We start from the raw sequence: 25,652 nt of genomic DNA, 5'->3' as shown, positions 1-25,652 counted from the left end.
CCGTTTCAGCTGGTGGAGCGGATTTGGCGAATGTCGTCGTCAGCGGCTCGCTCCATTGTTTTTTGGATGTTCCAGTCCTGCCTATGCTGTTCCAGGCATTCAATGCCCTCCTCGGACAAGGCCATTCAAACTAAACACGCGGGCACGCCAGTTTATTCATCGCGGACCAAGGAGCGGATGGGGTTCTCCGTGGTCCTTGGCCGATTCTTTCACTAAGCCACCAATTATCGATTTCATGCTCAAAGCAGCCCGTGACGCGGGCACGTCGGTACGGACGAGTGTAGCAATGCAGACTGAGCCAGGGCGTGGACCACGCGACGTAGTGGTTCACGCCCCGGTCCGGTCAGTAATCCCAGAAGATCGGCACCCAGCGAAAGGCATCCCCCTCGACCGCCACATGGCCGATGGATGGGAACGGGAGGTGCGTTGCTACCAGCAGCTCGCCGGTCGCTGCCAGCTCCTTCAAAAGACGGACGCGGACGCGCGCGGCCTCCTCGGGGTCGTGTTCGAAGCCGTTGAACCAGTCGGGATGCTCGAAGCCGACCGCGAATACGGCGTCGCCGGCGAACATCAACCGGTCGTTGCCGGATGCGAGGCGCACCACGCTGTGCCCCGGGGTATGACCGCCGGTGCGGGTGGCGACCACACCGGGCGCAACCTCGTACTCCTCCTTGAATGTCTGAAGATTGCGCTTGTACTCTTCAGCGAACCGCTTGGCCGTCGCACGAAGCGCGTCCGGAAACCCCTCAGGCATGGAGACGTGGGAAAAATCCGGGTGGGTCCAGAACTTGACTTCGGCTTCCGCCACGTGGATCCGCAGGTCCTTACGCAACTGCTCCTTCACCCCGTCGACAAGAAACATGCCAATGTGGTCCATGTGCATATGGGTCAGGATCACGTCGGTCACCGACGCAAGCTCGATGCCGGCAGCCTGCAGCCGATGGGCCAGCTGCCCTGCCCGCGGCAAGTGCAAGTTGGGATCGTCCCCCAGGCCGGCGTCGATGAGGATGGTCTTGCCGCCACTACGCACCACGACTACGTTCAGCCCCCAGTCGAGCTTATCCGTCGGCAGGAAATTGTAGCTTAGCCAAGCCGCCCGGTCGGCAGCATCGGCGTTGTGGCCCAACATCTTGCCTGGCAACGGCAGTACACCATCGCTTACAACCATTACGTCAATCTCGCCGATCTTCAACGCGTAGCGCGACGGGACCAGCTCGTCGGGCGCAGGTTTAACGGCGGGGTGTGAGGTCTGTAAGTTCATATCAGTTCTCCTGTTTCTTCGCCTGCTGACCGCCGTCTTGTGCACGGCATGGTTGAGGTTATTTCTCGCCCTGCTTGCGGACAATTGGTGTCAGGGACAGACCGGGCCATACGGTCGTATAGGTCCGGCTACCACGGCCGACGGGCGAACCAACGCAGGGGAAACGGGCTATAGTGCCGCCAAAACGGCGTTTCGAGCAGCCTTTGGCGGCATCAGAATTGGGGTTGCCTTCGAGCGCACCATTCGGCGCGCGAGGGCAAATGTTACGCGCGCTGGTAAAGCTGATGGCCCTGCAGGATTGGGCAGCGATACCAAAGCATAGGTTCGCTCATCCATTAACAAGGAGAGTATGGCTGGCCGTATAATGGGTAGACGGGATCAAACTACGCACGATCGACCGACGGAGGTCTGGGCGGCCGCCACTTTAGAGGCGCTTCTCGAAGAACGTGTCAGGGTAGGGGTCGTCATTGAAACGTGCGATCTCAGTCCAACCGGTTCTGCGATAAAGCTGCTGTGCTTCGGTCAGCGCACTATTCGTATCCAGACGCAGGACCTCTATGGATAGTTCACGGGCGCAATTTTCGGCGGCAGCCATAAGCCGTTTTGCCAGCCCAAGTCCCCGTGCTGATGGCGCGACCCAAAGCCTTTTGATTTCCGCAACGTTACCGCCGCTGCCCTTCAACCCGACACAGCCTATCGGCAGAGAATCCGATGTGGCTACCAGGAATACACCGCGCGGGCGGATCATATCCCCGGCGTCCGGATCCCGCGACAGCGAAACGTCGAAACCCTTCTCGAAACGGCGCCCAAGCTCGGCGTAGTATTCGCCGAGACAATAGGTGGCGTCCGCGTTTCGCGGATCTTTCTCCTCGACCGCGATGTGGCTGCGCCTTAGCGTGGAAGCCACAATATCCATGGCGCGCAGAAGTTCTTCCGGCTGGGAATGGCGCGCCAGAAATGCTGTCGCCTGCGCATTGGAAAGCGCTTCGTATGCCCGAAATTCGGAGCGGCCGGTTTCGGTCAACCTGGCGATGCGCCGACGCGCGTCCTGCGGATTGGATACAGTCTCAATGAGACCGTCCTCTTCAAGGCTGCGCAGCAGACGGCTCATGAGACCAGAGTCGAGATCGAGATCATCGCGGATAGCTGCAACATCCGATTGTCCTTGACCGATCAAATTAAGCACGCGTGCCGCGCCAAGCGGACGGCCACGTCCGAGGAACGAGGTATCGAGAGCTCCGACTTCGGCGGTGACAGCACGGTTGAAGCGACGGACGCGAAAAACTGGGTCGTATGGCATTTATCTGACTTAGGTCAGACAATTCGTTCTGTCAATCCATGCCGCCTGCTGCCGCTATAAATTGCACTTCCGGTAAGTTACATACGTGTTCTCGCCGAAGGGATCGAATCGCTTAAGCTCCGACGGGTTGGGAATGTCGAAACCGACGGAAACGTTTTCAACGATCATCGACGTCTCACAGGATAGCTGGGCCGAAAGATGCGACGACTTCTTTCGAATCTTCGTGACCGTACAGACCGCCATTGGCCCCGCAACCTTGTTGCCAGCGAAGAGGAGGCCGGTTGTGGTTGAAGCAATCCTATCCTTGAATTCGATTTTGCTGCCGACCTTCTGAAAGATCTCTTCGCATTTGCTACCTTTCATCGCCCAGGCACCCTGGAGCTCCTTTATCGTGGCTGCTTGCGCACCATATCCGGTCGCTGTGGCAAACAGCGTGACCAAAAGCGCTACTCGAACCCTGTACATATTGCCCTCCAAATGGTGCCCTCTGTCGATCGTCTGTCAGTTCGCACGATCGACAGTGAGTTTGCCGGCTAATTGGACGCGCCAAGCCTACTTTCCCTTTTTCGATGCATTGAACTGATCAATGTATCCACGTGCGACAGCGCGGACGCCTCTGCCAATATCGTCATAGACATCATCGGAAAGATTGGCGAAGGAGACGCGGACGCTCCAGTTCGGAGCATCGAAACCGCCGCCATTGAGAAGCACGATCGAATGGTCTTCCGCCAGGCGATAGACGAGGTCGAGTGGATGGACATGCTTTTTCAGCCACTTCACCATGTCGTCGCCGACATATCTGCGCAGCCAGAATTCGAAGTCGATCGTGCCGTAATAGTAGGCAAAGTTTGGATTTGGCTGGACATCAAGCGGCAGGCCTTCAAGAAGACTATCAACGCGGCTGTGACAGATATCCATGCACGCCTTCTGGTAGAGCTTTTCGGTGTCCATCAATTCGCTGAGCGAAAACATGGTCATCATCACCTGTTGCGGCAGGGACAGCCCTGCGGTGTGATTGAGAGCGACGTCGCGACTATCAGCAACGATCCGGTCAATCATCTTGAGCTTGCGGGGCTCGAGCGTGATCGAGATGTAGCGCTTGTCGACAGCCTCCAGTTCCTTTTGCGGAAGCTTTTTTGTCATCTCGTCCAGGATGTTCTTCTCATGGATGGCGATAAGGCCAAGCCGCCAGCCAGTGCAACCAAAGTATTTCGAAAACGAGTAGACGCCAATGGTATTCTCCGGCAGTTCGGCGATCAATGAGCGGAAGCCCGGCACGAAGGTGCCATAGACATCGTCTGTCAGCAGCAGCAAGTCGGGCCGCTTCTTCTTTACGAGATCCACGATCTTCTTGATTGTAGGCGCATCGATCGCCATCGAAGTAGGGTTGCCGGGGTTGACGACGAAGAAGGCCTTTATCTTTGGATCCTCGAGCTTCTTTATCTCCTCGTCCGAGTATTGGAAGCGATGCTCCTGCGTTGCCTTGATGTGAACGGCCTTGAACGCATAGTCTTCAAGTTCCGCGATCTCGATGTAAGGCGTGAATATGGGCGTCCCTAGCGCGATCGTATCGCCCTTCTTGAGGATGCGGTTGGCGATTAAAGATTTGAAGATGTAACACATCGCGGCAGTGCCGCCTTCCACCGCATAAAGGTCGAATTTGCCGGGTGGAACCTTGTCGCCGCACATTGCCCACATGAGGTAGCGGTGCGCCACCTGTTCGGCATGGACCAGCATGCGATCAGGCACAGGGTAATTATCGCCAATGATCGAATCCGTTAGCTCGAAGACAAAGGCGTCCGCGTCAAATCCGAAAGCCGTGACGGCATGTGCAACCATCTTCGTCAGGAAGTCTGCCCCCGGCATATCGGCATGCTTCTCGATCCAGGCCTTGAAGCGCTCGGCGATGTCCTTCTGCTGCGGCATGCCGGCAACGCCAGCGGTGGGGTTGTCCATTGTACGGCGGCATTCGGACAAGGCGAACTGGCCAAACAGGAAGAACCCCTCGCGAGGCCTTGTCGCAATCCAGTTCGGATTGCCGCGGCCTGCATTGAGCAGCACCTTTGCGGATTTCTGTGAACTGCGTTTGGCGAGCTTGATCAAGCCGTCCTTTATTTCAAACGGGCTCATCTTCTCGTAGTCGCGGTAATCGATGACTGTCATAGGGTCTTCCTCCCCGGTAATACAAAGTAGCCACGTCAGTTTTGGAAAATTCATTCCGGCTTTCACTTCGGCGAGCAGAATCGGGAAGCTGATAAGCCATAGTGCAACTCTTCAAATTACTTGAAGTCGTCACACTCGAGACTAGCAAACCCTCCAGGTTTGCAGCACGTACCATACAGTATGATACAGGATACTACTTTTTCCCTGCGCTCCGCAGTGCAAAGCTCGCATGATTGATCTGTTCTGGCTGACAACGATGGACCGTTCCAAATTGTTGGATGACGGGGCGCTTCTTTTAGCTTTCTGGGAGGGGCATGATGATTGACTGGTTCGTTAATGTGCTGCGTAGCTATCCCGAAATCGCCATTTTCCTGTCTCTTGCGCTCGGTTACTATTTCGGGTCCTTCACCTATAAGGGCCTTGGACTAGGCGCGGTGACGGCCACCCTCATTGCCGCCGTCCTCATAGGACAGCTCGGCATCACCATCTCGCCGCCGTTGAAGGCAACATTTTTCCTGATGTTTCTGTTCGCCATTGGCTACGGCGTTGGCCCGCAATTCGTCAGGGGCATCGCTAAAGACGGGATTCCTCAGGCTCTGTTTGCGGTCGTTGTCTGCCTGTTCTGTCTGGCAACCGCTTATTTTGGCGCAATTCTCGCGGGTTATGACGTCGGCTCCGCTGTCGGCCTCTACGCGGGTTCGCAGACGATTTCGGCTTCCATGGGGCTTGCAACCGATGCCATCAATCGTCTAGCGCTGCCGCCCGACCAGACGAAGGCCTTGCTTGATGCAATGCCTGTTGCCTATGCCGTTACTTATATCTTTGGCACCGTAGGCTCAGCTATTGTGCTTGCGCTTCTCGGACCCGCCTTGCTGGGGATCGATCTAGAAGCGGAGTGCAAGCGCTACGAGCAGGAACAAGGCGGCGGTGACAAGGAAATCGGGGGCGCTGGTACGGCCTGGCACCACTACGAATTGCGTGCCTACCGGGTGCGCGAAGGCGGACCCATAGTCGGCAAGACGGCGCACGAAGCCGAAGCACTCCTTCCGGAGCAACGAGTTTTCATCGAGCGCATACGCCGCGGCGGCAAGCTCTTGGACGCCACCGCCGACACTGTGATTCAGGCGGGCGACATCGTCGCCGTCGCCGGGCGCCGCGAAGTACTCGTAAATGTCATTGGCCACACCGCCGAAGAAATCGACGATCCGCAGCTTTTGGCGGTTCCGGCTGAAGGCGTTGACGTATTTGTGACCAATAAGGAGGTTGATGGAAAGACCTTGGCCGAACTCGCAAAAATGCCGTCAGCACGTGGTGTGTTTCTGCGAAAGATAACGCGGGGCGCCACCGCAATATCGATCCCAATCCTGCCGAACACTCAAATCAACCGCGGCGATATCGTTACAATCGTGGGGCGGACCCAGGATACCACAGCAGCGACCAAGGCTCTCGGAGTACCAGACCGGCAGACCGACATCGCCGATGTCGCCTTCATCGGCGGGGCTATCGCTATCGGTGCGCTCGTTGGCGCCTTTGTCTTCAAGATCGGCAGCGTTCCGCTCACTCTGTCGACGTCAGGCGGTGCGTTGATTTCAGGGCTCTTCTTCGGCTGGCTGCGCTCGGTACATCCAACGTTTGGCCGCATTCCCTCATCGACCGTCTGGTTCATGAATTCCGTCGGCCTCAATATTTTCATCGCGGTGGTCGGAATTTCCTCCGGACCGGGTTTTGTCGCGGGATTGAAGCAACTCGGTTTCAGCCTCTTCCTCTGGGGTATCGTCGTGACCACCATTCCGCTCGTCCTCGCCATGTATGTCGGGAAATACGTGTTCCGGTTCCATCCCGCCATCCTTTTGGGGTGCTGTTCAGGCGCTCGCACGACCACCGCTTCCCTTGGCATGATCAATGACCGGGCAAAGAGCACGATCCCCGGCCTCGGCTATACGGTCACCTATGCGGTGGGGAATACGCTGCTGACCATCTGGGGCATGGTGCTGGTGATGTTGCTGGCATGACCAGGGTGATCCAGGACGTCAGATTGGCCCAGCCTCATCTTTTGTTGATGATTTCTATTGTTCTCATCAATCCCCGTGAGTTTCGGCGGGAACCGGGGGATGCGGAGAGACGCTGTATATGTAAACACGGGAGGAGAACCGTGATGTTGCTCTACGCGAATAAAGTCGCCCTCGTAATACTCGCGGGATTTGTGCTGTCTGCAGGCCCATGGATGGGCAGCGCATCCGCACAATCCCCGAACACGACGGCAGCTACCCCTGCAGCCGAGGAACAAACATTGTTAACGGAGGACGAGCTCGAAACGCTCGTTGCCCGCATTGCCCTTTACCCCGACGACCTTGTGGCACTGGTGCTGTCCGCCAGCATTAACCCGTTGCAGATCGTGCAGGCCGCGCGATTCATGGATCAAGTAAAAAGCAAACCTGACCTCAAACCTGATCCAGCCCTGGACGGCAGCATCATTGCTCTGCTCAACTATCCCACTGTCCTGACGATGATGAATGACGATCTCCAATGGACCCAACAGCTTGGCCGGGCGATTACCGACCAGCAGAAGGACGTCCTGGTCGCGATACAGCAGTTGCGCGACCAGGCGGTGGCAGACGGGACGATCAAATCGGACAGCAAGGTGGTCGTCGAAACGAAGAACGACAATGTCATTATTCGCCCCGCGCAAAAGGAAGTCACTTATGTTCCGACCTATGACCCAGTGATCCTGACAAACCCGGCTTACGTTGCGACGGAGCCAATCGTCTACGGCGATCCGTATCCGTCATACTACTACCCCTATGCGCCCTATTGGCCCGGCTTCGTGACCGGTGCAGTTTTCGGCGCAGCGGTTGATTGGGACAACTGGGACTCCTGGGGTGGGGACGATATCGATATCGACATCGACAACATCAACCGCGACGATTTCCACTTTGACAGGAACAATATCGGCAACATCAACTTCGATCGAGACAAATTCAAGTTCGATCGCGATTCAGTCGCCAGCAATATTCGGCAGAACAAGGCAAACCGCGTTGATCTGAAAAACAATCTGCAGGCTAAAAATGCCCCTGGCAACCTTGCAGGAGCACGGGCGAAAGTTCAAAGCAGCGATATTCGGCGCGACGTGCAGCAGGGCCTTAAACAAAAAGCGGGCGGCATGTCCGGAGAAAAGTTGCAGGGTCAGATCGCCAAACGCGATGCGGGGCAAAAGGCGATAGCCAACCGTCCCAACAAGGGCCAGGCCGCCAATCTTGACCGACCGCGCAAAGCGGCGGGCCAGGTCAAGAACACCAATCGTCCGACCAAAAAGGCGGCGGGCCGTATCGACAACCGTCCACGGCAGCCAAGCGCACTCGGCAATTATGGACCCGGCCGTGACACGCGCATCGCGTCGCAGCGCGGCAACATCAGTCGCAACGTCGGCGGTGGCGCAAGAATGGGACACGGCGGTGGAGGACCACGTATATCCCACGGCGGCGGCGGCCGAGGTGGTGGTGGCGGCGGCCGAGGAGGGGGTGGACGAGGCGGCGGCGGTCGCCGTTGATGCAACAGTTTGAAGGGAATTCCAAATGTTCCGCACAACCATGGAAATGCTTATTACCGCCGCCGTCCTCGCAACGCTGTCCGCGCCTGCATCATTCGCGGCGGAGGCATCGCTCCAGCGCTTCGTTGGCTCCGATTCCCAGATTTTCAAGGAGCCCAACGAAGCAGTGGACGCGCTCAGGAAGGAACTTGAGGCAAAGGACATCACCGCTTTGGCAAAGTTACTCGGACTGAACGAAGAACAAGCTGGAAAGTCCGAAGACATCGGCGATCGGCTCTCGGAACTGCAGCAGGCGGCCAAGGAACGAACTACGTTGCAAGACCGCAAAGACGGCTCGAAGGAAGTGGTCCTCGGCAACCGGGTCTGGCCGTTCCCGTTTCCACTGGTGAAGCACGATGCCGGCTGGCAGTTCGATACCGTAGCCGGCCTTGAGGAAGTGCTCGCGCGCCGCATTGGCGAGAATGAGCTGCAGGCGATCCAGACCTGCCGCGACGAACTCGTAGCGCAGGCTGCGTACGCGGAAGAAGATCACGATGGTGATGGCGTTCTGGAGTTCGCGCAGAAGCTTATCAGCGAGAAGGACGCGCACGATGGCCTCTATTGGACGTCTGATGGTGGCGAAGAAAGTCCGGCGGGACGTTTTGCGGATCCCGCCAGGGTTCAGGGTGCGGCGGCATCGGACCACGGATATTTCGGCTATCGTTATCGCATCCTCAAGTCCCAAGGCAGCAATATTGCCGGTGGCAAATACAATTTCGTCATCAACGGCAATATGATTGCCGGGCACGCCTTGATCGCCTGGCCGGCAATATATGGCGAGACCGGGGTCATGACGTTCGCCGTCAGTCAGCACGGCATCGTCTACCAAAAAGACCTTGGGCCCGGAACCGCGAAACTGGTGAAGGAAATCAATTCCTTCAACCCGGACAAGACATGGGAGGCAGTTCCAGAGTAGCGACAACGAGCAAAAAGCGCCCTCAGAAGCTCTCTAATCCCTCGCCACGATATGACCGTGACATGGAACGGTCCCATGTCACGGTCATAAGACTATCGGCCCCTCCCGCGGGGAACCGGGCTTCCGGCTATTTCTGGGCGGCCTGGCAAGCCCGCAACGCCTTGAACGCGTCATCGGTGCCAGTGAGATTTACCACCACGGTTTTGCGTCCTTTCGCGGTGATCGTCAGCGCCTTCTTCTTGGCGAGATCGTAGATGAAATCGAGGTTGTCGAACGGAACATATGCGCCGTCATATCCTTGCATCTGCTGTCCCTTGGCTACGCCCGTGTATTTCTGACCATCGACATCGAAAACGACATCAAGCTTTTCACCGGCGGTAATTTTTGTGGGTGTCTTGGTATAAAGCGCGAGAAAGCCGCGGGGGGCCGCGGTCGCATCGATACCGATCTGCGCCTGTGTTTCACCATCGGGATTATCCCGCATGATAAGGCAACCAGGGCCCATGGTGTCGTCGACATATATGTCCCAGCCCGCCGCCGAACCATATTTTGTGACGGCGGCCTCACATGGAACGGCGAGGACAGCGACTGCTAGGGTAGTCCAAGCGAATAAATGCATGATCTTCTCCTGTGCTCTGCTTTGAATTAAAAATTATGCGAAACGAAAATCCACTGCATATGATAGTCATGGCTTTCTGGCTGTGGCTGCGGCTATAAGCGCTTGCACGCTGACCGCCGCAATGAGCCCGGTCATGACGATTCCACAAAAACCAATCCCGACAGCCAGCAAGCGCGATGAAGCGTGGGTCGGCGCGAGATCACCATAGCCTATTGTCAGGCCGGTAACGAAGGTGAAGTAGAGCGTGTCCATTGCCTGCCAATCTTCTATTCTGCCAATCACGAGCCCAAACCCCACCATCAACAAAAGAATTCCGGACAGGATTGGCCAAACAACGCCGAGCTGGCGAAAGAACTCTCTGAAGAAAATGCGCCGCGTTTCCCTGGCTTTCGCGCTCATTGCCTTACCGATAACCTACATGCACCCTTTGTTGAGGAAATACTTCTCGACGCCTTCGAGAGCGCTCCCTGAATATTCCTTGGGGTCCACGTCTGCGATCAAATCCGGGAATGCGAGGCTTGAGTTGGGGTGGTCAATATATTCTTGAAGGACCGTGCAGTGCTTGTTGTCGTGGACGATACGAAGCGCAACCGCTTCAAGAAATCCTACACAATATCCATGGTCCAAGGGGTCCTTCACATTGCCGCACATGGCTTGAAGTTTTGCGAAGGATGGCGCCTCCGCGAGGGCGGAAACGCTGAGGCACGAGATCGCCAATGCCAACGAGATCTGGCGCATGGCAATCGCTGATTTCAACAAATAGGCGTTCGTGGCTGACATTGTTGCTTATCTCCCGGAGCGCGGGCAAATTTCATCCACCGCGTGCACGATCGCACCCACCGCGCTCGTTTGTTCAGGATGAATTTTGATGAAGCTGATGACTGTCCCATAGAGCTGTTGTGACATGAATTTGCCGTCGACCAGACACTTGCGAATTTCCTGACGGCGCACCGAGACATCGTCATCGCATGCGACGGCAATTTGATATTCGATCGCACCGAAAATGTAGCCTGAGGCGTATCCCTTATCGGCTTTCAAGAGTTCGGCGGCACTCATTGCGTTGACCGGCGACACAGAAAGCAAGACCAGCAAAAGCGCTAACTTCATGTTTCGGCTTCCCTTTTTAGTAACGTGCTGTTCAGCTGCCTAGATCGGAACCCCAATTCAGGAAGAAGCCGACGTCGCCGGGCATTCCATTGGGGAAACTGATGATCATTGCCTTGAGCCTGAACCCTTGCGGCTTACCGAATTTCTGGTAGCGATCGTAAAATTCCTTCGCCTTCCCCTGAAGGGTATCAGGCCAGCTCTTGTCGCCGCTATTGATCGCCCGGCCGCTGTCCGAACAAAGGTCTGAGGAGAAGGTATAGACCATGGCTTCGAATTTACCATTTTCGACCGCAGCGGCCACGGCGCGGCGTACAGCGAGAATGTCCGCCTCACCGACATGGTTCTTGAGAAAGTCTTCGGCGAAATCGGCGATCTTCTGTTCTTGGACGGACTTGGCTTTCGCCTGCTTTTTTGCCTCCTCCGACTCCCGCTTCTTAACTTCCTGGCGAAGTTCCGTCGCACTCGGAGGCATCGCGTTCACGTCAAGTTCTTTTTTGTCAGACATCTCTTTCCTCCACTTCGTCGAGAATATGAGGCCGGCACCTCGTCGCTTAGAGAATCCTCGGAACCACGTTTAGGGTCATCTCGGGGTCGATGTAGTCGCCGGGCCGCTTTTGGCGTTTGCCAAGATCGGGTTCGTCAAACTTGACCCTTTCATAAGGGATCGATTTGAGGATGTGAGAAATGCAATTTATACGCGCGCGCTCCTTGTCGTCGGATGGCACGATCCACCACGGCGCGTGTTGGCTGTCCGTCATTTTGAGCATTTCGTCATAGGCCCGCGTATAATCCCACCACCGCTGATAGGATGTTATGTCCATCGGACTGAGCTTCCATTGCCGCAATGGATCGTCAATGCGACGACGGAAGCGGCGGTCTTGCTCCTCCTCGCTGACTGTCAGGAAATACTTCAGCAGAATGATGCCGCTCTCGACGATGGCTGCTTCAAAACGCGGAGCCAGCTCAAGGAAGCGGCGGGCCTTTTTTTCACTGCAGAAGCCCATCACGCGATCGACGCCTGCCCGGTTGTACCAGCTCCGGTCAAAGATCACGATCTCCCCGGCAGCGGGCAGGTATCCAATGTAGCGCTGCATGAAGATCTGGGATTTTTCCCGATCACTTGGCGCTGGCAGGGCGATGACACGAAAAACCCGCGGGCTCACGCGCTCGGTAATCCGTTTGATCATGCCCCCCTTGCCGGCTGCATCGCGCCCCTCGAACAGAATGACGACACGGGCCCCTGATTTCTTTACCCACGCCTGCAGATGCGCAAGCTCGATCTGCAGCTTTCTCATCTCCTTGTTGTAGCGGTCTTTGAAACCCTTCTTGTCGTCACCTTCCGTGGCAGCAGATTTGTGATTGTCCTTACTCATCTTTTCAACTCCGAAACGTGGATCGGCAATGCCGATGACAACAATCCTTCTTGGGCGCGAGGCTGCTCTGCTTCAGTCTGAAAAGCAGCGACCGCGTCTTCCAAATCATCGAAGAAATATTGCGTGCCGATACGCTCAATCACGCCGCTGCGCTCGAGAATTTCCCTCACCTCGGTGTGGACCTCCGCAAGGCACAGCCTGATGTCTTTGGCAGCAAGTTCCTCCCTGATTTCATCGAGCATTGCAGCGGCCGTACTGTCGACCTGGACGATTGCGCTGGCGTCTATGACGAACCAGCGGCATCCGGGCGCCAATTTGCGGACCGTGGTCTTGATGCGCTCCGCAACGTAATCGGCGTTGACGAAAAGCAGGCTGCCCTGGATCATGTAGAGCACGAGACCCTGTATCGGGACGGCCTCGGGCGAGCGATGCAGCTTATAAAGTCCGTCGCGGCCAGGAATGCGGCCGAGTTGCGCGTCGCGCGGATACATCGACTTGCGCAACAAGTAGACCAGGGTCGCGGCGATAGCGATGACCACCCCATTGAGCACGCCAAAGCTTATCGCGCCCCACATGGTGATCATGGCGAACACGAATTCGGGCCGGCTGATTTGCCAGATGCGTTTCAGCTCGCCGATATCGATCAAGCCGATAGCCGCAGATACTAGGATTGCTCCAAGCGCTGGCAAGGGCAAAATTCGCAATGCTTCTCCGAGGAAGAGCAGCGTGGCGATCAAGGTAGCTGCCGAGACGAGCCCGACAATTTGCGATCTGCCGCCCGCCGCAAACGCGATCGCCGTCCGTGAGTCCGACATGCTGATCGGAAATGCGCCGAAGAGACCGGCAGCAATATTGCCGGCCGAGAGCCCAATCAGTTCACCATTGGCGTCGACCGCTTCACCCGAGCGCGCCGCGAAACTGCGCGCCGTAATAATGCCCGCGCCAAAACTCACAAGAAAAACCGCAGCAGCACCGAGCAGCATCTTGTCCAATGGCAGCCCACGAAACGAGGGAATAGAAAACGATGGGAGTCCGAGGGGAATGTCTCCAACCACCTTCACGCCCATTTCGCGAAATCCAAAAAGCGCCGAGAGGACCATGGCAAGGACGACGACAAGGACTGGCCCGGGAATGGGGAGCCGTAATCTGTTTGCCGCTTGCAGGAGAACGAACATGCTGGCACCGAGCAGCAGGGACGGCCAATGGATTTCGGCGCTTTTGCCGATCAGCTCGAGCACGGGTGCGACAAGCCCTTCGGATTGTATTTTCACTCCCGTCAGCCGGCCAATCTGACCGACGACAATGGATATCGCGATGCCAGCGAAAAAGCCGACCAGAATAGGGCGGGACAGAAACGTGGCAACGACCCCGAGCCGCAACAGCCGGGCTGCCAGGCATACTCCCCCGACCGCGAGCCCCAGCGCCGAAGCTATGGTTACGCGGTCAACCGCTGCGTCCGCCGGCATCGACGCTATGATTGACGCGATGGCGGCGCCGAGCACGGTCATGGTGGCCGCATCGGGTCCGAGTACGAGCCTTTGCGACGGTCCGAATAGTGCATACGCGATTGGTGCCGCGATACTGGCGTAAATACCTGTTTCCGGGGGTAGGCCGACAATTGCCGGATAAGCGATGGCGCTCGGCAATCCAACGGCGGCAACCGCAAGACCCGCACCGATGTCGCGTCCCAGCCAATTGGCCCGATAGCCCGCCAGGCTCTTAAAAACAGGCCAAGGGTGCGTTGCCGCGACCATCTTAATCGATATTGTGAATGGCGATGATCCCATCCATCGGGGTCAATACCACGAACAAGAGCACACCCAACGCGGAGTAATCGAGAAACACGGCTACCTCCCTCGAGCGGGCGCAGGGCCCGTTTCATGTGGCTAGAGTGTAGACCGATGCGAACGCCAATACGTGTAGCATCGTGTAATATACGGCGCCCGCTTACAGAGCGGGCAGCAAAGCGGCTAGTTTCCCGGGATTGTAAGGCCCGCTTTTCTCAGTCCATCGATAAAGATCAACTGGTCTTCCGGTCGAAGGATGCGCGTGGCGACGACATTCCTGATGTCCGGGAGAAAAGCCGGAGCATTTTGTTCAAGCCACTTCCGTTCGATGTCGGCTTCCTCGCGCTTGCCGAGTTTTCCAAGGATCGCCATGCGTATGATATGAAAGATCGGATTGGGGCCAAGGTCCGACAATTGCGACCATTGTTCGGCCGCAACATAGTCGCCCGCCATGTATGAGCAGACGGCAAGCGCTGCCTCGAAATATCCGGACGGTCCTGGATTGCGCGACACCGCCGAGGCGATCAGCTTGCAACCTTCGTCCCATTTTCCCGATAATGCGAGGCGAAATCCATACTCGCCCGATAGTTCCGTGTCGTTGGGGTTGATCGCGTAGGCGCGCGCGCCGATCTGCAGTGACTCCTGGACTTGACCCCGGAAAAAGTACGTCAGCATCTCCGCCTGCAGACCGCGTACGTTCTGCGGATCGAGTTCGGTGGCCCGCTTTGCGGCGGAGCCCGCAAGCTCCAGCGACGGGGCAGGCACCGAGTCCAGGCGGTATCGAAAGCGGACCTCATCGAGATAGGTCAATGAAAGAAGTGCCCAGGCAGTTGCATAGCCCGGATAGCGCTCGACGGCCCGCTTCAAGCAGTTCTGGACCGCAGTGTGGGTTTGCGGATTCAGGTTTGCGCGGTAGCGATAATAGGCCAAAGTGCAGGTATAGGCCTCGATATTATTTGGCGGTGATTGTGCGAGCTGAGCCGAATCCTTCTGAAAGAGAATGCCGTAAGGTTGCGCCAGCGCGGTGGCCACGGAACGGGCTATGTCGCCTTGAAGTTGGACCAACCCCTCGGCTTTTAGGTCGTTCTCGTAGTTGCCGGTCCACACAATGGAGCTGTCGGCGCGATTCATGAGCCGGGTGCTTAAACGAAGCTTCTCCCCGTCGATGCGGACACGCCCTTGCAACGCAAAGCTTGGCCGCGTGTCGTTGATCCTAAACAACGTGCTGGAAGCGTCGGATGAGCGTCCTGCTACGACGACGACTTCCTTGAATTTCGCAAGCTGACTGATGACTTCATCAGTCAAATCCTGCGCAATATTTGCAGAGCGCTGTGTTCCCGAAAGGTCCTCGATTGGTTCGACCAGCACTTTCGGGATGTCGGGTCCAGCCTGCCTGATACTATTTCCGCCCGTAAGGTCCAGCGGGTCCAGGTGAAACAGATAGCCGCCAACGAACATGACTGAGCCAATGACAATGGCGGTCAAGACCAGTACCGACCATTTGCCAGGAGACGCGCGCTCCAAGAGGCGGCCGAGGTTTTTTCCATGAATCGGCCTAAAATAGCTCTCGGGCGCCGTTACCGGATCCTTGCGCGAGAAGATGGGAATGTAGCCGCCCTTGGGCATGGTGATAACGACTGGATCGTCGTTGCCGGCAACGAGATAGTAATGTTCGAGGCCGCGCCTGATCAGACCCGCCTGGATCCGGACCACGGGGTCCAGTTGCGCGTCAAACGATGAATCGCGCCCAAAGACTTCCATGGCGATCGAGTAGGCTTTGATCCGGTTGCCGCGGCCCGCTATTGTCTCTTCAACAACATAGGTCAGGAATCTGCGCGCGCGCTCAGGCACATCGAATTCGGCACTCGATCGAATGCGATCAAGCTGCGCAAGGACATCGGCATCCGTCGGCAGAGCTTGCTTGTCTACCGGCACGCCGTCAGCGGCAACGCTCACCCCTTTGTTTCCCCGAACAAGCAACCGTCCTTTACGGCTGTATGGTACAGTATCTTACGCCTCTAACTGAAGTTATTCCAATACTATGGGACGACAAACGAGAGCAGTCAGCGGAGGCACCGATGACGCCGCGATCCTGGGACACGGAGCGGGAAGATGGATTGGCTGCGGCTCTTCGCAGATTTCCGGAATCCGCATTTCGCATTCGACAACTCATGCTGGGAAACGAAGCATTTAAGGAGCTGTGCTCCGACCTCGCGGCAGCCGAACGCGCGCTTGAAGATGCTCAACACCTGCCTGTTAATATTCGTGAGAAACGGCGCGATGAATTCGCGGAGATGGCCGATAGTCTCGCGAGGGAGATCGCTGAAGCGCTCGGGTCCAAGGGCTATCCTTAAGGCCGGCCCTGACCGAACTTAACGGACTGAACCACAACTTACTGGAACTGCAAAATTGGCTATCGAGATCGAACGCAAATACCTCGTCAAGGACAAACGCTGGAGGAAATACGCCTCCAACGGTTCAACTCTGCGCCAAGCCTACCTGCTGGCAGCCGCACAGCGATCGGTGCGGGTTCGAACCATCGATGACTTACGTGCGACACTCACGGTAAAGGTTCGTCTCGGCCCACTTCGACGCGAAGAATTCCAATATGAAATACCCTACGCGGACGCTCTTCAGATATTTCGTCACTGCATAGGCGTTGTTGTTGAAAAGACCCGCCATGAACTTGTCGATGCAGGCCAGCGCTGGGAAATTGATGTATACCACGGCATCCACCAGGGACTGACGGTTGCAGAAATCGAGTTGCAAAGCGAAAGCGACCTGTTTCCGCGTCCTGTTTGGTTGGGCATCGAGATAACAGGCGAGCACAGGTACTCAAACCAGGTACTGGCGATGGCAAGGCTGGCTCCGGGCCAGAGCGGACGGGAGACGATCAGCTGATGGGAACTGCTCCTTCGACCGGTGTTCGAAACCAGGATATTACCCGGGTGACACTCGCGGTCCTCTTTATTGGCGGCCTGCTTGTCAGCTCGATCTGGATCATGCTGCCATTTCTTGCGGCAATCATCTGGGCCTTGACCCTGGTCATCGCCACTTGGCCGCTGATGATCTGGGTGCAGCGTCACACGGGCAACCGCCGCGGCGTTGCCGTGTTTGTCATGACTGTCGTCCTTCTCCTTGTCCTTATCGTGCCGTTCTTGCTGGCAATCAGTCTCATCATGGACAACATGGATCGCATCACGGACAACATCCAGACCGCGCTTGCGCTCAAATTACCCGAGCCGCCAATCTGGCTTGATGAAATTCCGCTGGTCGGAGAGCGGCTGCACGACAGCTGGGAACGGCTCGGGCGCCTTGGCGTGAATGAACTCGGACCGAGGCTCCAGCCCTACGCCGGTTCCTTTGCGCACTGGTTCGCGGCGGCAGCGGGAAGTCTTGGCGGCATGGTCCTCGAATTTCTCTTGACGACAGCGATAGCCGCCATCATGTACGCAAAAGGTGAGCAGGGGGCAGCGACTGCCGTCCGGTTCGGGCATCGGCTTGGAGGTGACCGGGGTGAAATGGCGGTACGTCTTGCTGGCCGGGCCATCCGTGGCGTTGCTCTCGGCGTGGTCGTCACGGCTGTCGCGCAGACCGCCGTAAGCGCGATCGGGCTTCTCGTCGTCGGCATACCATTGGCTGGCGTATTGACGGCGCTGGTCTTTGTCCTTTGCCTGATGCAGATCGGCCCTGCCTTGGTGTTGGCGCCCGCCGTTTTCTGGATGTACTACAGCGGCGACACCCTCTGGGCGACAGTACTTTTGCTGTTTGCCATCATCGCCGGGACAATGGACGGGTTCCTGCGGCCGTTCTTGATCCGAAAAGGGGCGGACCTGCCGCTGTTGCTGATCTTCGCAGGCGTCATCGGTGGCCTGATCTCATTCGGGATTCTCGGAATATTCGTGGGACCGACCCTGCTTGCGGTTGCCTACACCCTCCTGGACGCGTGGATGGCAGAGGATGAGGGGATCGTAGCGGTATCTGTCCAGAACGAAGCCCATAGCCCACCGAAAATCCTGGATGATGTGATCTGAAAAGCCGTCGCCGCGGTCCAACAGTCGTGAACGAGGCATCGCCTCCAAAATCGGACGTCTTTGGCTGAGTCGGTCGACCGCTCCTTTGGAACACGCATTTGGCTTGCGCGTTTCAGTCTGACAAACAACGAGAATTGTCATGAACTGGGGATCGATTTCGGCGAAATCGTCCAGTGCCTTTAGGAGATGGGATGAAACAGGTTTATTTTGTAGCGGTATATGATCAGGGTGAAGCTGGAGAATTGTTTCGATCCGGCGAACCGCAGCGGTTCGACGCAGAGGAAGAGGCGCAGACGGCCGCCGATGATTTGGCGTCAAAGCATGCAGGCGTCATTGCCTGGAGCCAGGACGTGAAGCAAGGGGACGAGTACGGCCCTCCCATGGTTTTCTACACTGCCGGCGAAACTGTCAACATGAAGTGAGGGCGAAGTTTCAGGCTTCGGCTGTGTGACAAACTGCTTCGATGTTGTGCCCGTCCGGTCCGATGACAAAAGCTGCATAGTAGTTCGCGTGGTAGTGCGGGCGCAGACCGGGCGCACCGTTGTCTGTGCCGCCCGCCTCGAGAGCCGCGCGATAGAAAGCTTCGACCTGCTTTCGATTTTCGGCCGTGAATGCCAAGTGAAGATGCGCTGGCTTCTCATCGGATTGGTACAGGCAAAGCGATGCCTTGCCGTTTGAACTCATTTCGACGCCGTATGTCGGCGACCCCTCCGAGACGACCGCTACGCCGAGCGGTTCGAGCGCCTTGAGAAAGAATGCTTTGCTTGCCGAATAGTCGGTGACGCCGAATTTGACGTGGTCGAACATGAATGCTCCGCGAAGTTCTGGGTGTTTCTGCTGATATTGGCTAGAGGTGGCTGATTCTCCCGCAAGGGTTCGTTCGTTCGCACCCTACACCTCAAAATGCCGGATTGAGGAGTGCTGCGGGTCGGTATGCGAAGAAACTGTGCGGCGAATTGCTTCCGATGTTTATTTTTAATGCTGGTCTAGCTCATTTGCTCTATTAAACTAATGGATCATGGAGAAATGTAATGAGCCTAATCCGCCTAATCATCTACCTGGCCTTGTCGATCGCGACGATTTCGGGCGCGTATGCTGACTCACTTGCCAAGCCTGATGGCAAGCCTATTCTGGTTATTTCCGGGAAAATTGAAAACACAAACAAGGGTTCCACGGCCGAATTCGACCGTGCGATGCTGGAAGCCATCGGCTTGCAGACCATTGAAACGACAACGCCTTGGTATGACAAGCGTGTACGCTTCGAGGGTGTGCCGCTCGACAAGCTGATGGAACTGGTCGGCGCCACCGGAACGAAAGTGACGGCGGTTGCGCTCAACGACTACGTGACGACGATTCCGCTGGACGATTTCAAGAAATTTAAGGTCGTGCTCGCCCTCAAGCGCGATGGAGAATATATGCCGGTCCGCGATAAGGGACCGTTGTTTATTGTCTATCCTTACGAAAGTGATCCGCAGCTGCAAAGTCAGACTTATTACACACGATCCGCGTGGCAGGTGGCCAAACTGATCATCGAGTAGAGACGCAGTGAAACGGTTTCTAGGGATCATTATCTGTTGCTTTGTCGTGGCGACGGCCTACATCGCCTATGTCATTGCAGAGCGGCAGACTGCGCTGCAGAAGTTTGCCCGCTATAATGACTCCTGGGCCATCGGACAGACTGTCTCCGAATATATGAGGCTCGAACATCGCGTGGCGGCCTATGCCATGGGTATGGACGACGCCGATCGCGATGAGGTTCGTCTGCGTCTTGATATTATGATCGGTCGGTTGCAGCTGCTCAAGCAGGGTAGTCTCCATAGCTTTATCGAGGATGACGCGCAGCGCCGCGAACTGCTTTCAGAGCTGACCAAGGTGCTCGATGTGCTTGATCAGCGGTTCGAGACCCTCGATACCGAAGGCCTCAAAGCGACGCTGAAAACCATGGCCGCCCTCGATGCGTCTATGACAGCGCTTGCATCCACCGCGGTTGAATATGATGTCGGTCTGATAGACGCTGCCCAGGCGGAATTGCGACAGCTCCATCTGATCTATACGGGCCTTGCGGGCGGGCTCATACTCTGCGGGGTGGGTCTCGTTGTTCTCCTTCTGCGCCACAACAGCCTTCTTGACGGTGCTCACCGCAAGATGAAGGACCTCACAGACAATCTCCGCGAGGCTTCGGGCGAATTGAAGCTGCAGAACTACCGGCTGAAACATGTCGCCCACCATGACGCCCTGACCGGACTTCCCAATCGTGTGCTGTTCCGGCAGGATCTGGAAAACCGGTTGAAAACAGCGACAGCCGGTGGACCAACCGCTGTGATCTTTCTCCTTGACCTCGACGGCTTCAAGGATGTGAACGATACGCTGGGCCACGACGTCGGTGATGGCCTGCTCCAGGGTGTGGCAAGCCGCCTTACAAAGCTTGGTGGCGAAGGCGACCTCGTCTGCCGGTTGGGCGGAGATGAGTTCGCCATCCTGACCGCGGGGCTGAACGAGCAGCAGGCTTTTGATTTTGCCCGTGATGTCATGGATGAAATCAGCTTTCCCTACCTTGTCAGCGAGCGTGAGATAAAGATCGGCACCTGTGTCGGCGTTGCCCTGTCGGTGATCGGGTCCGGTACTGATGAATTATTCAAACAGGCAGACCTTGCGCTCTACGAAGCAAAGTCGCTTGGCTCCGGGCATGCGTGTGTCTTCCAATCCCAGATGCAAACAAGGCTGACGGAAAAGAAGTCGTTCGAAGCCGATCTCAAACAGGCGCTACGGAAGGGCGAACTCGAGATATTCTACCAACCGCAAGTGAACACGATTACACGTGAGATTTGTGGCTATGAAGCCCTCCTGCGGTGGTTTCATCCGATACGTGGGCAAGTTCCCCCATCCGAATTCATCCCGGTGGCAGAAAACATCGGGTTGATCCATGAATTGGGTGATTGGGTCTTAAGGACGGCCTGCACGGAAGCTGCCCGTTGGCCACGGTCGCTTAAAGTCGCGGTCAACCTTTCGCCGGTTCAGTTCCGCAGTCGAAATCTCATTCAGAGCGTCGTCACCATCGTCACTCAAAGCGGCCTCGATCCAGACCGGCTGGAGCTGGAGATTACCGAGTCCGTTCTCCTGGACAAGAATGAACAGACGCTCGAGACCTTGACGCAACTAAAGGCGGTCGGCATCCAGATTGCGATGGACGATTTTGGCACGGGATACTCGTCGCTTGGCAGTCTCAGGAGCTTCCCCTTCGACAAGATCAAGATCGATCGCTCTTTCATCCGTGACGTCACCACGCGCGCAGATGCCTTCGCCATCGTGGAACTGGTGACGGGCGTTGGACGAAGCCTGGGGATGACGACAATAGCGGAAGGTATCGAAACCGAGGAACAGTTCGCTTGCGTCAAACAGGTTGGATGCGAGCAGGTGCAAGGCTTCTTGATCGGCAGACCCGTACCTGCGACGCAACTGGACCATCTCCGCCAGGCCAGCAATGGCGTAAGCTTGGCTGAATATGAAGGTCTTGTTGATGTGAAGGCAGTGTCTGGCAGGGGTAGCTAGCCGCTTGGCAACGCCTGCCATCCTCAGGCAACAAGGGAGTTTGAGTTCGAATTGCTGACCGTCCACGGAATTACGGTGCCACTGGCATCAGACGAAGTATCACCCGTTATCTGGCAGGCGCTTACAAGTGGATGCTACGAGGCAAAGGAAGCCAAGTGGGTGTTCAAGGCCGTCAGGGCGAATGACCGGGTGCTGGAGTTGGGGGCAGGGATCGGAGTGATCACTTCGCTGATCGCAAAGATTTCAGGTGTCCAGGTGTGGTCGTTTGAAGCAAATCCATCGACAGCAGCACTTGCTCAACGCGTGATCAGTGCGAACAGCGTCGGCAACGTGGTTTTGTCCCAAGGATTGCTGGCAGCGGGCGAACCGCACACCATCCCGTTCTATGTCCGAGAGGATCTCTGGATGTCTTCCATGGATAAAAACCAAGGTCCTTACGAACGCGAAATATCGCTGACTTCAACGAATATCGATGATTTCATCGCGCACCACGCCATCAACGTTCTCGTCATGGATATTGAGGGCGCCGAACAAGATCTGCTTTGCAAGTCTGAGCTTGCCGGCATTGATCGGGTCTTTCTTGAACTGCACGATCACCTCTACGGATTGTCGGGCATCCGTCAGATCACGCAGGCGCTCGCCGCAAAAGGCTTCGCTTACGACCCGCGGGGATCCTATGGCGCTTGTGTGCTATTCGCAAAAGAGCAGGGCCCGCGAGAATACGAACCGGATGCGTTGTGAAGGGTAAGAAAGAAGCGAGACACTTGTGTTCCGACCTCTCCTGACATGAACGTGCCGTCGGGCGTGCTACGATCGCGCGACTGCGTTGAAGTGAAGTGGAGACGTCATGTCCAGGATCAATCGCCGCGCCTTCTTTCTCAATTCCGGCGGTGCAATCATCGCCTCGACGGTTGCGGGTCCGGTGCCCGCCACCGCATCGACAGACCGGGATCTGCCATTGTCCCGCGATCTGCGGGCGCTCATCGCGGCGCACAAAGCTATGTACGCGGCATTCCAAAAAATCGTCAGAAGCAGCCGCGACCCCGAAAGTGCCAGCCGAGCCGAAGAAAAGGCGCTGGTGGCTGTCTGCGCCTATCCAGCAGTTGGCGAAGCGGACCGCAAGGCTAAGGCTCGATATCTTTTGGAAATCGAGGCGCGAGGCGAACTGGACCTGGCTGAGCAAATGCAGGCGCTTCTCCGCTCGACAATGTGGGAAGATAAGACCGGCTAGACGTCCTTCCTGATGACTCGCCCATCCCGAGCGGCCGTCGAAATCGACTGTGGATCTCACGCCGCTTACAATTTCGGGGACGCCCCGGGTGTGGAACAATCCCGGCGGGGTGGCGTTGGCGAACTTTCAACAGGAGGTTCGCTATGTCCATTGGTCAAGAAGATAAGACAGGAAGAAGCAGTCCCACCAGCTTTGGCCAGTCCGTGGAAAGCCAAGCGCAAATTGCCGATGCCGAAAGCCGGACCTCGTCAGAAGTTGGAAGCGGCGAGGCGCTCAACGTTTACCGATTGGTCCCCACTGCGTCGGCGGATGATCCGCGATGGCAAAACTCGCCCTATCAGGGCGAAGTAACGGTCGCTGCCCGAACAACAGGCGACGCCAGGATTGTCGCTGCGGGCGGCGAACTTGACTTCATGGAGATCGACGCGGCGCCGGCGGACGATGTTACCACCATAAACGCAAGCGCCTTCCGAGATGACAAACTCTATTCGGTCATCGAAATAGAGCGCGATCGAACCGACCTTGCGCGCGGAATTATCAGTGGAAACATTAGAATAGACAACGTCAAGCCGGTTCAAATCTAGAAAGAAGCACCTTCCGGGCGATCCTCAGCGCGAAGGTGACACTGCCCCATCGTGCGGAGGCCCTTGGGGCCCCGCTGTCCGAAACCTACCGCGGGGCAGCAGCTATGGAACCATGACAGCACAGCCCCAAAAGTTCCGGAAGGGCAAAAAAATAAACTGCCCTCAAGCCGCGGATCAGCGCGGAACTTCACGCTGATCTATGGGTTAGTTCTTCCATGATCGCCGATCATATAAAGGAGAAACCATGAAACGTATCGCACTTGCGCTTGGCGCACTTTCCATTCTTTCGGCAGCTTATGCCCAGGACACAACCACAAAGCCGGACGCGCAGACGCCGGCGGTTGCAACGCCGGACACAAACAATCCCGCGGCTCCAGTTCCAGGTGCAAACAGCTTCACCGAAGGTCAGGCCAAGGAACGCATCGAAGGGCAAGGTTACACCGATGTAAGTGGCCTGACGAAGGGCGAGGACGGGATCTGGACTGGTACTGCCATGAAGGACGGAAAGTCGGTCGAGGTAAAGCTCGACTTCCAGGGCAATATCACAGCATCCGCCAAATAAAGACATCAAGGGAGAATCCTAATGACGATAGTTACTGGACTGTTTGACGATTATGATGATGCGCGTGCGGCCGTAAACGCCCTGGAAGATGCGGGTGTCGCGTCTTCAGACATAAGCATCGTGCGCCGCGGCAGCGCGGGTGACGGAGAAAGCAATGCGGGCGAAGGTGCAGCGGCCGGCGCAGGCGTTGGCGCTGTTGTAGGCGGTGCCGGTGGCCTTCTTGCCGGTCTTGGAATGCTGGCAATTCCGGGCGTTGGACCCGTGGTGGCGGCCGGATGGCTTGCTGCAACGGCAGCCGGTGCAGCAGCAGGCGCAGTTGCGGGCGGCGCCGCCGGCGGGATCATCGGTTCGATGACAGGCGCTGGTGTCAGTGAGGAAGATGCTCACGTCTACGCTGAGGGCGTTCGCCGAGGCGGGACGCTGGTTACAGTCCAGGCGGAAGAGAGCCAGACCGACCTTGTCCGCTCGATCCTCGACGACAACACTCCGGTCGATGTCAACGCGCGCCGCGCAATGTATCGGGAAGAGGGTTGGCAGGGGTTTGACGAACGTAATCCGGATCTTACGGAAGAAGAGCTCGTCCGCGAACGCGAGCGAGCGCGTGAATACCGCCCGCTCTGATGAAGGCATGAATTTTGAGCGCTCCCCCGGCAATCGTCGGGGGAGCGTCTTTACACTTGCGGAAAGTCGGGCGCAACGGAACTTCCCGCTGTTTCGTCGGTTCCTATCTAAATGAAAAGGATGTCGTCATGGACAATGATACGGCGAAAGCTCCGGTTCAGGAGACTGCCAACGAGGCCCGTCAGGGACCGCCCGGCCGCCCGGTGCTCAAGATTCTCATCGGTGGCCTGCTCCTTGCCATCGTTGCTTGGGGCGCTGCGGAATTGTACGGCCGAACCACCGATAACACGCCGAAAGCCGACAACAGCACGACCGCATCGCCACCAGTTCCGGCGACAAACGAGCCCACGGTAAACACTCCGGCGCAGACCAATCCCACGCCGCAGACGGGTTCGGGAGGCGATCAACAGCCGGCCAAGCCGAATGGAACGCAGTAGTCAAACGATTGCCTTAGGGAGATCGTGATGGTGGACAAGAATATTGCCGTCGCACGCGCGAGTTACGACGCCTATGTGGCGAAGGACAGAGATGCGATGGAGCGCCTCGTCGCCGAGGATTTTCATTTCACCAGCCCGCTCGACAACGGCATCGACCGGCAGACTTATTTTGAGCGCTGCTGGCCGACGAGTTATAGCATAGAGGCATTTAGCTTCATCCACCTTGTGGCGCAGGGCAACGAGGTGTTCGTGACCTATGAGGGCAAGCGGTCTGATGGACACCGGTTTCGCAATACCGAGATACTGACAATCCGCGATGGCAAGATTGCCGCGGTTGAAGTCTATTTCGGCTGGTCGCTGCCGCACGATGCCAAACCGGGAAGCTTCGTCAATCCGAAATAACATAGCAAAGGGTCAGGCCAGCCGGCTGGCTGCATTATACTAATTGTCTATAATTTCGAGCCGCGTGGAACGATTGGCTCGCCATTACGTTATTGGCTCTCAGACAGCGCAGGGGGCGCA

The 25,652-nt window shown here is 56.9% G+C and carries 29 protein-coding genes; 16 read left to right on the top strand and 13 right to left on the bottom strand.

The genetic code is table 11. The features are described from left to right. Positions 1-343: 343 nt before the first annotated feature. The 4 genes from BLR72_RS20045 to BLR72_RS20030 form a co-directional block, all read right to left on the bottom strand. Positions 344-1,261, bottom strand: coding sequence for an MBL fold metallo-hydrolase (locus BLR72_RS20045; protein WP_091951407.1), 918 nt, complete (start codon positions 1,259-1,261; stop codon positions 344-346). A 424-nt stretch (positions 1,262-1,685) separates the two neighbouring features. Continuing rightward, positions 1,686-2,561, bottom strand: coding sequence for a bifunctional helix-turn-helix transcriptional regulator/GNAT family N-acetyltransferase (locus BLR72_RS20040; RefSeq protein ID WP_091951405.1), 876 nt, complete (start codon positions 2,559-2,561; stop codon positions 1,686-1,688). 54 nt (positions 2,562-2,615) lie between these two features. Then, positions 2,616-3,002, bottom strand: coding sequence for a hypothetical protein (locus BLR72_RS20035; RefSeq protein ID WP_091951403.1), 387 nt, complete (start codon positions 3,000-3,002; stop codon positions 2,616-2,618). A 111-nt stretch (positions 3,003-3,113) separates the two neighbouring features. After that, positions 3,114-4,724, bottom strand: a complete 1,611-nt coding sequence (locus BLR72_RS20030; RefSeq protein ID WP_091951402.1) for a bifunctional aspartate transaminase/aspartate 4-decarboxylase — start codon at positions 4,722-4,724, stop codon at positions 3,114-3,116. Between the two features lie 317 nt (positions 4,725-5,041). Between BLR72_RS20030 and aspT the strand changes: the two genes are divergently transcribed. Genes aspT through BLR72_RS20015 form a run of 3 tightly spaced genes read left to right on the top strand, consistent with a single transcriptional unit; the run spans position 5,042 to position 9,226 of the window. Beyond that, the gene (aspT, locus tag BLR72_RS20025; RefSeq protein WP_091951400.1) at positions 5,042-6,736 is read left to right on the top strand and encodes an aspartate-alanine antiporter; all 1,695 of its coding nucleotides are present in this window, start codon (positions 5,042-5,044) and stop codon (positions 6,734-6,736) included. Then, complete coding sequence (locus BLR72_RS20020; protein WP_091951399.1) at positions 6,733-8,271, top strand: DUF3300 domain-containing protein; 1,539 nt, start codon at positions 6,733-6,735, stop codon at positions 8,269-8,271. Before aspT ends, BLR72_RS20020 begins: the two co-directional genes overlap by 4 nt. A gap of 25 nt (positions 8,272-8,296) precedes the next feature. Further along, the gene (locus BLR72_RS20015; protein WP_091951397.1) at positions 8,297-9,226 is read left to right on the top strand and encodes a DUF2950 family protein; all 930 of its coding nucleotides are present in this window, start codon (positions 8,297-8,299) and stop codon (positions 9,224-9,226) included. 127 nt (positions 9,227-9,353) lie between these two features. Here BLR72_RS20015 and BLR72_RS20010 read toward each other — a convergent pair whose 3' ends face one another. The 8 genes from BLR72_RS20010 to BLR72_RS19975 all read right to left on the bottom strand — a co-directional run bounded on the left by BLR72_RS20010 (position 9,354) and on the right by BLR72_RS19975 (position 16,068). Beyond that, a complete protein-coding gene (locus BLR72_RS20010; protein ID WP_027232734.1) occupies positions 9,354-9,845 on the bottom strand; it encodes a hypothetical protein in 492 nt (163 codons plus the stop codon). 66 nt (positions 9,846-9,911) lie between these two features. Next, complete coding sequence (locus BLR72_RS20005) at positions 9,912-10,244, bottom strand: potassium channel family protein (RefSeq protein WP_091951395.1); 333 nt, start codon at positions 10,242-10,244, stop codon at positions 9,912-9,914. Between the two features lie 15 nt (positions 10,245-10,259). Next, positions 10,260-10,625, bottom strand: coding sequence for a hypothetical protein (locus BLR72_RS20000; RefSeq protein ID WP_244506777.1), 366 nt, complete (start codon positions 10,623-10,625; stop codon positions 10,260-10,262). 6 nt (positions 10,626-10,631) lie between these two features. After that, on the bottom strand, positions 10,632-10,952 hold the full coding sequence (locus BLR72_RS19995) for a hypothetical protein (protein ID WP_091951394.1): 321 nt from the start codon (positions 10,950-10,952) through the stop codon (positions 10,632-10,634). A gap of 31 nt (positions 10,953-10,983) precedes the next feature. Continuing rightward, positions 10,984-11,457 carry a histidine kinase gene (locus tag BLR72_RS19990; RefSeq protein ID WP_091951392.1) on the bottom strand — a complete coding sequence of 158 codons (474 nt, stop codon included), beginning with the start codon at positions 11,455-11,457 and terminating at the stop codon, positions 10,984-10,986. Positions 11,458-11,503: 46 nt separating this feature from the next. Beyond that, positions 11,504-12,325 (bottom strand): polyphosphate kinase 2, encoded by an 822-nt coding sequence (gene ppk2, locus BLR72_RS19985; RefSeq protein ID WP_091951390.1) that lies wholly within the window; start codon positions 12,323-12,325, stop codon positions 11,504-11,506. Then, the gene (locus BLR72_RS19980) at positions 12,322-14,079 is read right to left on the bottom strand and encodes a SulP family inorganic anion transporter (RefSeq protein ID WP_091951389.1); all 1,758 of its coding nucleotides are present in this window, start codon (positions 14,077-14,079) and stop codon (positions 12,322-12,324) included. Before BLR72_RS19980 ends, ppk2 begins: the two co-directional genes overlap by 4 nt. Before the next feature lie 216 nt (positions 14,080-14,295). After that, complete coding sequence (locus BLR72_RS19975) at positions 14,296-16,068, bottom strand: hypothetical protein (protein ID WP_091951387.1); 1,773 nt, start codon at positions 16,066-16,068, stop codon at positions 14,296-14,298. Positions 16,069-16,190: 122 nt separating this feature from the next. Between BLR72_RS19975 and BLR72_RS19970 the strand changes: the two genes are divergently transcribed. The 4 genes from BLR72_RS19970 (at position 16,191) to BLR72_RS19955 (ending at position 18,568) form a co-directional block, all read left to right on the top strand. Continuing rightward, positions 16,191-16,466, top strand: coding sequence for a hypothetical protein (locus BLR72_RS19970; RefSeq protein ID WP_091951666.1), 276 nt, complete (start codon positions 16,191-16,193; stop codon positions 16,464-16,466). Positions 16,467-16,521: 55 nt separating this feature from the next. Continuing rightward, a complete protein-coding gene (locus BLR72_RS19965) occupies positions 16,522-17,013 on the top strand; it encodes a CYTH domain-containing protein (RefSeq protein WP_091924175.1) in 492 nt (163 codons plus the stop codon). After that, positions 17,013-18,146, top strand: coding sequence for an AI-2E family transporter YdiK (ydiK, locus tag BLR72_RS19960; RefSeq protein WP_091951385.1), 1,134 nt, complete (start codon positions 17,013-17,015; stop codon positions 18,144-18,146). Before BLR72_RS19965 ends, ydiK begins: the two co-directional genes overlap by 1 nt. A 191-nt stretch (positions 18,147-18,337) precedes the next feature. Beyond that, positions 18,338-18,568, top strand: coding sequence for a hypothetical protein (locus BLR72_RS19955; protein WP_091951383.1), 231 nt, complete (start codon positions 18,338-18,340; stop codon positions 18,566-18,568). Between the two features lie 10 nt (positions 18,569-18,578). On the opposite strand, the gene BLR72_RS19950 is transcribed toward BLR72_RS19955, so the two are convergent. After that, positions 18,579-18,953 (bottom strand): VOC family protein, encoded by a 375-nt coding sequence (locus tag BLR72_RS19950; protein WP_091951381.1) that lies wholly within the window; start codon positions 18,951-18,953, stop codon positions 18,579-18,581. 224 nt (positions 18,954-19,177) lie between these two features. On the opposite strand from BLR72_RS19950, the gene BLR72_RS19945 reads away from it, so the two are divergent. The 9 genes from BLR72_RS19945 (at position 19,178) to BLR72_RS19905 (ending at position 25,532) form a co-directional block, all read left to right on the top strand. After that, complete coding sequence (locus tag BLR72_RS19945; RefSeq protein ID WP_091951379.1) at positions 19,178-19,684, top strand: putative pterin-binding protein; 507 nt, start codon at positions 19,178-19,180, stop codon at positions 19,682-19,684. Positions 19,685-19,691: 7 nt separating this feature from the next. Next, positions 19,692-21,695 (top strand): putative bifunctional diguanylate cyclase/phosphodiesterase, encoded by a 2,004-nt coding sequence (locus tag BLR72_RS19940; RefSeq protein WP_091951377.1) that lies wholly within the window; start codon positions 19,692-19,694, stop codon positions 21,693-21,695. 51 nt (positions 21,696-21,746) lie between these two features. Then, complete coding sequence (locus BLR72_RS19935; RefSeq protein WP_091951375.1) at positions 21,747-22,436, top strand: FkbM family methyltransferase; 690 nt, start codon at positions 21,747-21,749, stop codon at positions 22,434-22,436. Positions 22,437-22,542: 106 nt separating this feature from the next. Beyond that, positions 22,543-22,926: a hypothetical protein gene (locus tag BLR72_RS19930; protein ID WP_091951373.1), complete on the top strand. Its 384-nt coding sequence runs from the start codon at positions 22,543-22,545 to the stop codon at positions 22,924-22,926. A 143-nt stretch (positions 22,927-23,069) separates the two neighbouring features. Then, positions 23,070-23,510: a hypothetical protein gene (locus BLR72_RS19925; protein WP_027232747.1), complete on the top strand. Its 441-nt coding sequence runs from the start codon at positions 23,070-23,072 to the stop codon at positions 23,508-23,510. Positions 23,511-23,754: 244 nt separating this feature from the next. Beyond that, positions 23,755-24,072, top strand: coding sequence for a PepSY domain-containing protein (locus BLR72_RS19920; RefSeq protein ID WP_027232748.1), 318 nt, complete (start codon positions 23,755-23,757; stop codon positions 24,070-24,072). Between the two features lie 21 nt (positions 24,073-24,093). Further along, complete coding sequence (locus tag BLR72_RS19915; protein WP_091951371.1) at positions 24,094-24,693, top strand: hypothetical protein; 600 nt, start codon at positions 24,094-24,096, stop codon at positions 24,691-24,693. 128 nt (positions 24,694-24,821) lie between these two features. Continuing rightward, complete coding sequence (locus BLR72_RS19910) at positions 24,822-25,130, top strand: hypothetical protein (RefSeq protein WP_091951369.1); 309 nt, start codon at positions 24,822-24,824, stop codon at positions 25,128-25,130. Between the two features lie 27 nt (positions 25,131-25,157). Continuing rightward, the gene (locus tag BLR72_RS19905) at positions 25,158-25,532 is read left to right on the top strand and encodes a nuclear transport factor 2 family protein (RefSeq protein ID WP_091951367.1); all 375 of its coding nucleotides are present in this window, start codon (positions 25,158-25,160) and stop codon (positions 25,530-25,532) included. Positions 25,533-25,652: the final 120 nt, after the last annotated feature.

Origin of the sequence: Phyllobacterium sp. YR620 (assembly GCF_900104165.1) — a bacterium.
GTDB lineage: Bacteria > Pseudomonadota > Alphaproteobacteria > Rhizobiales > Rhizobiaceae > Phyllobacterium > Phyllobacterium pellucidum.
Note: the sequence above shows the minus strand (reverse complement) of the source record. Positions and strands in the feature narration are given on the sequence as shown.